Genomic DNA, 7,735 nt, shown 5'->3' with positions numbered 1-7,735 from the left:
CTGCCGATCACCGCGGTGGTCGATCCGGGCGCGGCGCCCGACGTCGATCGCGAGGCGGTGCTGGCCGGCAAGGCCGTGTTTCCGGGCGAGGGAGTGGCGATCCACTCCGGCGCCTACGATGGGCTGCCCACCGCCGAATTCAAAAGCCGCATCACGGCCGACCTGGCCCAGCGCGGACAGGGGCGCGAAGCGGTCAACTACAAGCTGCGCGACTGGCTGTTCAGCCGGCAGCATTTTTGGGGCGAGCCGTTCCCCGTGCTGCACGAGCTGGACGCCGAAGGCAACCTGACGGGCCTGACCCGCACGGTGCCGGCCAGCGAGCTGCCGGTGAACCTGCCGGAGCTCAAGGAGTTCAGCTCGCACGGCAGCCCCGAGCCGCCGCTCGACCAGGCGCCGGCCGACTGGCTGTATCCGGTGATTGACGGGGTGCGCTACAAGCGCGAAACGAACACGATGCCGCAGTGGGCCGGCTCGTGCTGGTATTACTTGCGGTTTCTCGACCCGCGCAACGAGCAGGCGCTGGTTGACCCGGCCGTGGAAAAGGCCTGGATGCCGGTCGACGTGTACATTGGCGGCGCCGAACATGCCGTGCTGCACCTGCTGTATGCCCGATTCTGGCACAAGGTGCTGTTCGACCGCGGCTTTGTCAGCACGGTCGAGCCGTTCCAAAAGCTGGTCAACCAGGGAATGATCCTGGGCGAGATCGAGCTGACTGGCTACCAGCGCGGCGACGGCAGCACGGTGAGCGCCGCGGAGGTGACCGAAAACGAGCAAGGCCAGCACGTCGTCAAAAAAACTGGCGAGGCGCTGACGGCGACCCGCGTGATGCCCGAGCATTCCGAAAAATCGGGCGAGAGCTTCGTGGTCAAAGGCCAGCCGCAAATTCGGCTGGAAAGCCGGGCGCACAAGATGTCGAAGAGCCGGGGGAACGTGGTGAACCCCGACCACGTGGTGCGCGAGTACGGGGCCGACGCCCTGCGGCTGTACGAGATGTTCATGGGGCCGCTGGAAGCCACGAAGCCCTGGAGCATGGAAGGGGTGAACGGCGTGCGCGGCTTTCTCGATCGTGCCTGGCGGCTGATCGTGAACGATCGGGCGGAAGCGATCGAGCTCAACGCCTCGGTGCAAGACGTGCCTCCCAGCGACGAGCAGAACCGCGTGCTGCACAAGACGATTCAGGGCGTGACGCAAGACCTGGAACGCATGGCCTTCAACACGTCGATCGCCAAGCTGATGGAGTTCGTCAACTACTTCTTCAAGTGCGACGTGCGGCCGCGGCAGGCGATGGAGCAGTTCGTGCTGCTGCTGGCGCCGCTGGCTCCGCACGTGGCCGAAGAGCTGTGGCAAATTCTGGGTCATACGAAGTCGCTGGCCTACGAGCCGTGGCCGGTGTTCGACCCCAACGCCGTGCGCGAAGACAGCGTCGAGATTCCCGTGCAGATCAAAGGCAAGCTGCGGGCGCGGATCACCGTGCCGGTGGGGGCCTCGGCAGCCGAGTGCGAGGCGGCCGCGCGGGCCGACGACCGCATCGCCGAGCTGCTGGCCGGCCAAACCGTGCTGAAGGTGGTGGTGGTGCCCGGCCGGATGGTCAATTTCGTGACGAAGTAGCAAAGTCCCAGGCAAGCGTTCGCAATTCGAGATCGTTGACACGCCCGCAAGGAGTTGGCATGCGCAAGTGCATTACGCTGGTGCTCGGTGGCGGCCGCGGCACCCGGCTTTATCCGCTGACGAAGTATCGTTCGAAGCCGGCGGTGCCGCTGGCCGGCAAGTATCGCCTGATCGATATTCCGCTGTCGAACTGCATCAACAGCGGGCTCAACCGCATTTACGTGCTCACGCAGTTCAACTCGGTGAGCCTGCACCGGCACATTCGCCGGGCTTATAACTTCGACCAGTTCAACGCCGGGTTCGTCGAGATTCTGGCGGCGCAGCAAACGCTGGACGCTTCGAACTGGTATCAGGGCACGGCCGACGCCGTGCGGCAAAACCTCCGCTATATCGACCAGGCCGACTGCGAGCACGTGTTCATCCTCTCGGGCGACCAGCTCTACCGCATGAACTTTGCCCAGATGATGGCCACGCACGTCGAGTCGAAAGCCGACGTGACGATTGCCGCCATGCCGGTCGACCGGCAGACCGCCCGCAGCATGGGGCTGATGCGCGTGGACGACTCGGGCCGCGTGGCGGGCTTTTTGGAAAAGCCGCAGACGGACAAGGAGATCGACATCGTGCGGATGGAGCCCGCCTGGATCGACCGCCACGGCATCGACAGCAAGGGGCGCGACTGCCTGGCCAGCATGGGCATTTACTTGTTCAACCGCGAAACGCTGGTCAAGTTGCTCACGAAGACCGACTATCACGACTTTGGCCGCGAGATCTTTCCGGCCGCCACGCGAACGCACCGCGTGCAGGTGCACCTGTTCGACGGTTACTGGGAAGACATCGGCACGATCCGCTCGTTCTACGAGGCCAACCTGGCCTTAGCGGCGACGCAGCGGCCGTTCGAGCTGGCCTCGGCCTCGGCGCCGATTTACACGCGGTCGCGTTTTCTGCCCCCTTCGCGCTTCGACGGCGCGAAAATCAGTGGCAGCCTGATCGCCGACGGCTGCTCGATCGAGGCGGGCGCCGTCATCGAGAACAGCGTGATTGGCCTACGCTGCCGCATCGACCGCGACGTGACGATTCGCAACTCGATTGTGATGGGCAGCGACGACTATGAAACTGCGGAAGAAGCCGCCAAAGCCACGGTTGGCGGAGTGCCCCCGGTGGGCATTGGCGCGGGCACGGTCGTCGAGGGGGCCATCATCGACAAGAATTGCCGCATCGGCCGCAACGTGCGAGTGGTCAACGACACGGGGGTCGACACGAGCGAGGAAACCCCCGAGGCCGTGATCCGCGACCGCATCATTTGCGTGCAAAAGGGTGCGATCCTGCCCGACAACTGGCGGATGTAGCGCCAGCGGGGCAGGGCAGGCCGTGGGCGACTCGCGCCCGGTTGACTTTTCGGCTACGACTAGTCGACCACTTGCGAGGCGTAGTAGTCGGCCGCTTCGCTGGCCGGCAGATCGATGGCGTCGCGCAGATCGATTTCGTGACCCGTGCCTTTCTCGGCCAGATACCTGGCCAGAAAGTCCATGGTCTCGTCGATCATGTCGGCTTGCAGCACGAGCAGTTCGCCGGCCCGCACGTCGCGCAGGGCGGTTTCGATGGCCTTGATGTTGCCTTTGAAGTTCTGCACCTGGCCGACGCGGGCGCCGGCGGCGAGCCCTTCGCGGAACAGCCGCATGATTTCGCCTTCCTCGCGGCCGCGGAGGTAATGATCTTCGTACAAGATCACGCGGTCGAACGCTTCGCCGAGCAATTGGCCCTGGCGAACCATGTCGCAATCGCGGCGGTCTCCGGCAGCCGAGTAGACGACCGTGCGGCGCGATTGCGGGAACTGCTCGATGGCTTCGATCAGTGCCGACAGGGCCGAAACGTTGTGGCCGTAATCGACAATGACCGTGGCGCCGGCGATTTCCAGCAGATTGAAGCGGCCGGGCACTTTGTGTTTGTCGGCGGCGAACGATTCGAGGCCGGCGCGAATCGCGTCGCGCGGCACGCCCAGGGCCCAGGCCGCGGCGGCCGAGGCCAGCGTGTTTTCGACCTGGAAGCTGATGCGGCCGCCATGCGCTAGCGGCACGTTTTCGAGGGCCACGAGCGGAATCTCGACTTCGCCTTCGGCCAGAATGACCATGCCGTGGCGCACGAAGATGGCCCGCCCGCCCTCTTGGCGATGGGCGAGGATCGTCGGCTCCTCGCCGTCGAGCGCGAAGAAGATCACGCTGGCCCGGGCATAGCGGGCCATGTCGGCCACGAGCGGATCGGTGGCTTTGAGCACCACGGCGCCGTCGGCACTCGTGGCCTCGACGATCGTCCGCTTGACGGCCGCCAGCTTGTCGAGCGTTTCGATATCGGAGAGGCCCAGGTGGTCGCCTTCGCCAATGTTGGTGACGACCGACACGTCGCAGCGGTCGAAGCCCAAGCCTGCCCGCAGGATGCCACCCCGGGCGGTTTCGAGCACGGCGGCGTCGACGGTTGGGTTCATCAGCACGGCCTGGGCGCTCATGGGGCCGCTGCAGTCGCCGGCTTCGATTCGCCGGTCGTTGATGAAGATGCCATCGGTGCAGGTCATACCCACCTTGCGGCCGAGCGTGCGCAAGATGTGGGCGATGAACCGCGTGGTCGTGGTTTTGCCGTTCACGCCGGTGACGGCCACGATGGGAATGCGAGCCGATTGCCCTTCGGGGAACAGGTGATCGACGATCGCTTCGCCCACGGGGCGGGGCTGACCGGTCGACGGCTGCAAGTGCATCCGCAGTCCGGGGCCGGCGTTGACTTCGACGATTACGCCGCGCTGCTGTTCGAGGGGCAACGAGATGTCCGTCGCCACGATGTCGACCCCCGCGATATCGAGGCCGATCATTTGCGCGGCTTCGACGGCCCGGGCGGCCACTTCCGGATGGACCAGGTCGGTGACGTCGGTGGCGGTGCCGCCGGTGCTCAGGTTGGCGTTGCGGCGAATCAGCACGCGCTGGCCGGCTGGCGGCACCGAGTCGGGGGTAAAACCCTGCTCGGCCAACAGGGCCAAGGCGATCGTTTCGAGCTTGATTTTGGTGAGCACCGTGGCGTGGTCATCGCTGCGGCGCGGATCTTTGTTGACCTCGTCCACCAGGTGGCGAATCGTCGAGACACCATCGCCAACGACGTGAGCCGGCTCGCGGCGGGCGGCGGCGATCATCTTGTCGCCAATCACCAGAATGCGGTAATCGTCGCCGGGGGCGAACTGCTCGACCATGATGCTCGAGCCTTCCTCCTTGGCGGCGGCAAACGCGGCCATCACCTGCTCACGCGTCGTGAGGTTCGTAATCACGCCGCGGCCTTGATTGCCGTATTGCGGCTTAACGACCACGGGGACGCCAATCTCTTGCGCGGCTTCCCAGGCGTCTTCGGCATCGGTGACCGGGCGCCCCTTGGGCACGGGCACGCCCACCTGCGTCAGCAGGGTGCGGGTGAGTTCTTTATCCTGGGCGATCGACTCGGCAATGGCGCCGGTACGATCGGTCTCGGCCGTGCAAATGCGGTGCTGGCGAGCGCCATAGCCCAACTGGACCAGGCTGCCCGAGTTCATCCGCCGGGCGGGAATGCCCCGCTTTTCGGCGGCCCGCACGATCGAAGCCGTGCTGGGGCCGAGGCAAATGTCATGGGCTTCGAGCTCGAGCTGTTTGACCTGGGCCGCCACGTCGAACGGCTGGTCGTGCACGGCGGCCAGGCACAGGGCGCGGGCCGCCTCGAGGCACTTGCGGGCAAGCTCTTCTTCTTTGTATTGCACGACAACGCGGTAGACGCCCTCTTCCGAGGTCTCGCGGGCGCGGCCGAAGCCGACGGGCGTGCCGGCCAGCGTCTGCAATTCCAGGGCGACGTGTTCCAGGATGTGACCCAGGTAGGTTCCCCGGCGGAGCCGCTCGAAGAAACCGCCGCGCTGTCCGGTGCTGCAGCGATGTTCGACCAGGCTGGGAAGCCAGGCCATTAGCCGGGCATTGAATCCGGGAATTTGGTCCGAGGGACGGTCGCTGAACTCTTTGAGGTCGACCCAGGCTTCCAGCACCGGAAAATTGGCCCAAATGTTCGGACCGCGCAAGGCGAGCACCTTACGGAATTCCATAAAAGATCACGAGCTCCTGATGTGTATTTTCAAGCGATGTCCGCTCGATGCCGCCTAGTCGCGCACCCGCCGGCATCTGGGGCGGGCCCGGGGAGAGTCGTCGCCGCGAGGGGAGAGGCAGCGGCCAGCGAATCTCCGAATAGATCAGCTCATTGCTAGCAAATGGATCGGCCAACCGGCAATGACTGCTGGGCTTTAAATACCGGCCCTCGTTCCAGTTTCAAATAGGTGTCCGCTCGGAAAGTGATTTTCAACTGGCTACAGATAGCACCTGTCATGCCAGAGCCATTTTCAGCAGGGTTTGAATTATGAGGTATCCTTTTGCGGTGCTGGCAGGTGTCGCCCTACGGCGGCACTGGCCCTAGGCTTACTGCCAGTAATAATGCAATCGCAAGGCTTTAGGGAATGATTCGTGAGTTTTCGGTGAGCCTTGGCTGACGACAGGCGATGTTGTCGAAATGATGTCGCGTGTTGTCGATTTGATGGCGCTTTTGGCGGGGCGCCCAGGCTGAAAGCCGCCATTGTCGCACGGGTATGCGAATTGCGGTTTTTTCGTGAAGAATCTGGGAATCGGTCGGTCACTCCATAGAATCAACTCCATGAGCGTAGTCACCAAGGCAATCAAAGCGTCGACCACTCAGCGCCCCTCGAGCGAGGTGGCGGCCGAGGGGCAAATCCAACTCCAGCGCGATGCTTGGGGCCGTCTGGAACTGGTCGACGCGCGGGGCGCCCGGCACGTGCCGATCGAACCGGTGCGGAACTTTCCGCTGACCGATCCCGACCGTTGGGTCAGCCTGTGCACGGCCGACGGCCGCGAGCTGGCCGTAATCGATTTGGCCGCAACCGACCCGACGACGCGCAAGCTGCTGGACGAGGAACTCTCGCGGCGCGAGTTCGTGCCGGCGATCCAGCGGATCGTTTCGATGCCGGTCGATAGCGAGCCGACCGAGTGGCAGGTCGAAACGGATCGGGGGCCCACGTCGTTTCTGGTCAATAGCGCCGACGACGTGCGCCGCTTGGGCCCTCACCGAGCCCTGGTCGTCGACGCACGCGGCATTCGTTACACGATTGACGATGTGCGCCAACTCGACGGGTTGAGCCGCCGCGTGCTCGAACGCTACCTGTAGCCGCTGGCGGCCGCAGCTAGTGGCTCGATCGGTCGGCGCCCGCCTTCCCTGGGCCGCTGTCGCGTCTGGGCCGCTCGCCGACGGCTTCTTGCCCTTGCTGGCCGACGCTGCTTGCGACGGCAAGCAATCGTCACTCTAATACCGGACGTGCACGAGTCGTACGACGCGGCCGGCGTCCGCTTCAGGACGGGAGCGCCGCGATCGACGGGCCACGATCGGCAACCATGGTTGGCAAGCTGTCGGAAACCTGGCTCGAAGGAAAGCGAGTGGCCCTGGCGGGACGCTTCGCCTGCATGTCGCGCGCTGAAGCGGCAAGGCTCGTCGTGGCTCACGGGGCCACGATCGCTCGTAGCGTGACGCGGGGGCCGATGATCGTCGTCGTCGGTCGAGGCGGTTGGCCGTTGGCCAAGGACGGTCGCCCGACCCGCAAGCTTCGCAAAGCCCTGGCGCTTGCCGAGCAGGGGTGCGCGGTCGAGATCGTGGCCGAGGAAGAATTGCTCGCCCGGCTGCACTGTCCCAGCGGCCCGCTGAAGCGACACTCTACGCTGCGCGAACTGGCCGACTTGCTCGACGTGCCCCCCGAGCGGCTCGATCAGTGGCTGCGGGCCGGGCTGATCGCGCCGGTAACGACGGTCGATGGCATTCGCTACTTTGATTTTTGCCAGGTCGCGGGGGCGAAAAGCCTTTGCGAGCTTGTGCGTTCGGGCATTACGATCAGCCGGCTGCGCCACAGTGTCGAGCAGTTGCGGCGCTGGTTCGGCAACGTCGAGCATCCGCTGGCGCAATTGACCACGCTTTCGGCCGGGAACAAGCTGGCCGTACGGCTGCACGGAGGACAACTGGCCGAACCCACGGGACAACTGCTGATGGACTTTGCCAGTCCGCCCGACGAGCGTTATCCGGC

Annotated in this window: 5 protein-coding genes; 4 read left to right on the top strand and 1 reads right to left on the bottom strand. The window is 64.9% G+C overall.

Annotation, left to right across the window (positions count from 1 at the left end; all coding sequences use genetic code 11):
* Together K1X74_23160 and K1X74_23155 are read left to right on the top strand one after the other, a co-directional pair.
* On the top strand, window positions 1-1,608 hold a 1,608-nt coding region (locus K1X74_23160; GenBank protein ID MBX7169251.1), incomplete at its 5' end, for a class I tRNA ligase family protein.
* A gap of 59 nt (window positions 1,609-1,667) precedes the next feature.
* Complete coding sequence (locus tag K1X74_23155; GenBank protein ID MBX7169250.1) at window positions 1,668-2,954, top strand: glucose-1-phosphate adenylyltransferase; 1,287 nt, start codon at window positions 1,668-1,670, stop codon at window positions 2,952-2,954.
* A gap of 59 nt (window positions 2,955-3,013) precedes the next feature.
* On the opposite strand, the gene cphA is transcribed toward K1X74_23155, so the two are convergent.
* Window positions 3,014-5,704: a cyanophycin synthetase gene (gene cphA / locus K1X74_23150; GenBank protein MBX7169249.1), complete on the bottom strand. Its 2,691-nt coding sequence runs from the start codon at window positions 5,702-5,704 to the stop codon at window positions 3,014-3,016.
* A 599-nt stretch (window positions 5,705-6,303) separates the two neighbouring features.
* Here cphA and K1X74_23145 point away from each other — a divergent pair.
* Together K1X74_23145 and K1X74_23140 are read left to right on the top strand one after the other, a co-directional pair.
* On the top strand, window positions 6,304-6,831 hold the full coding sequence (locus K1X74_23145; protein MBX7169248.1) for a DUF1854 domain-containing protein: 528 nt from the start codon (window positions 6,304-6,306) through the stop codon (window positions 6,829-6,831).
* Between the two features lie 224 nt (window positions 6,832-7,055).
* On the top strand, window positions 7,056-7,735 hold a 680-nt coding region (locus K1X74_23140; GenBank protein MBX7169247.1), incomplete at its 3' end, for a MerR family transcriptional regulator.

It is taken from the genome of Pirellulales bacterium (assembly GCA_019694435.1).
In the GTDB taxonomy this organism is placed as follows: domain Bacteria; phylum Planctomycetota; class Planctomycetia; order Pirellulales; family JAEUIK01; genus JAIBBZ01.
Note: the sequence above shows the minus strand (reverse complement) of the source record. Positions and strands in the feature narration are given on the sequence as shown.

Excerpts from the sequence above, each read along its gene's own strand:
- K1X74_23155 (MBX7169250.1), top strand. The coding sequence starts at position 1,668 with ATGCGCAAGTGCATTACGCTGGTGCTCGGTGGCGGCCGCGGCACCCGG.
- cphA (MBX7169249.1), bottom strand. The coding sequence starts at position 5,704 with ATGGAATTCCGTAAGGTGCTCGCCTTGCGCGGTCCGAACATTTGGGCC.
- K1X74_23145 (MBX7169248.1), top strand. The coding sequence starts at position 6,304 with ATGAGCGTAGTCACCAAGGCAATCAAAGCGTCGACCACTCAGCGCCCC.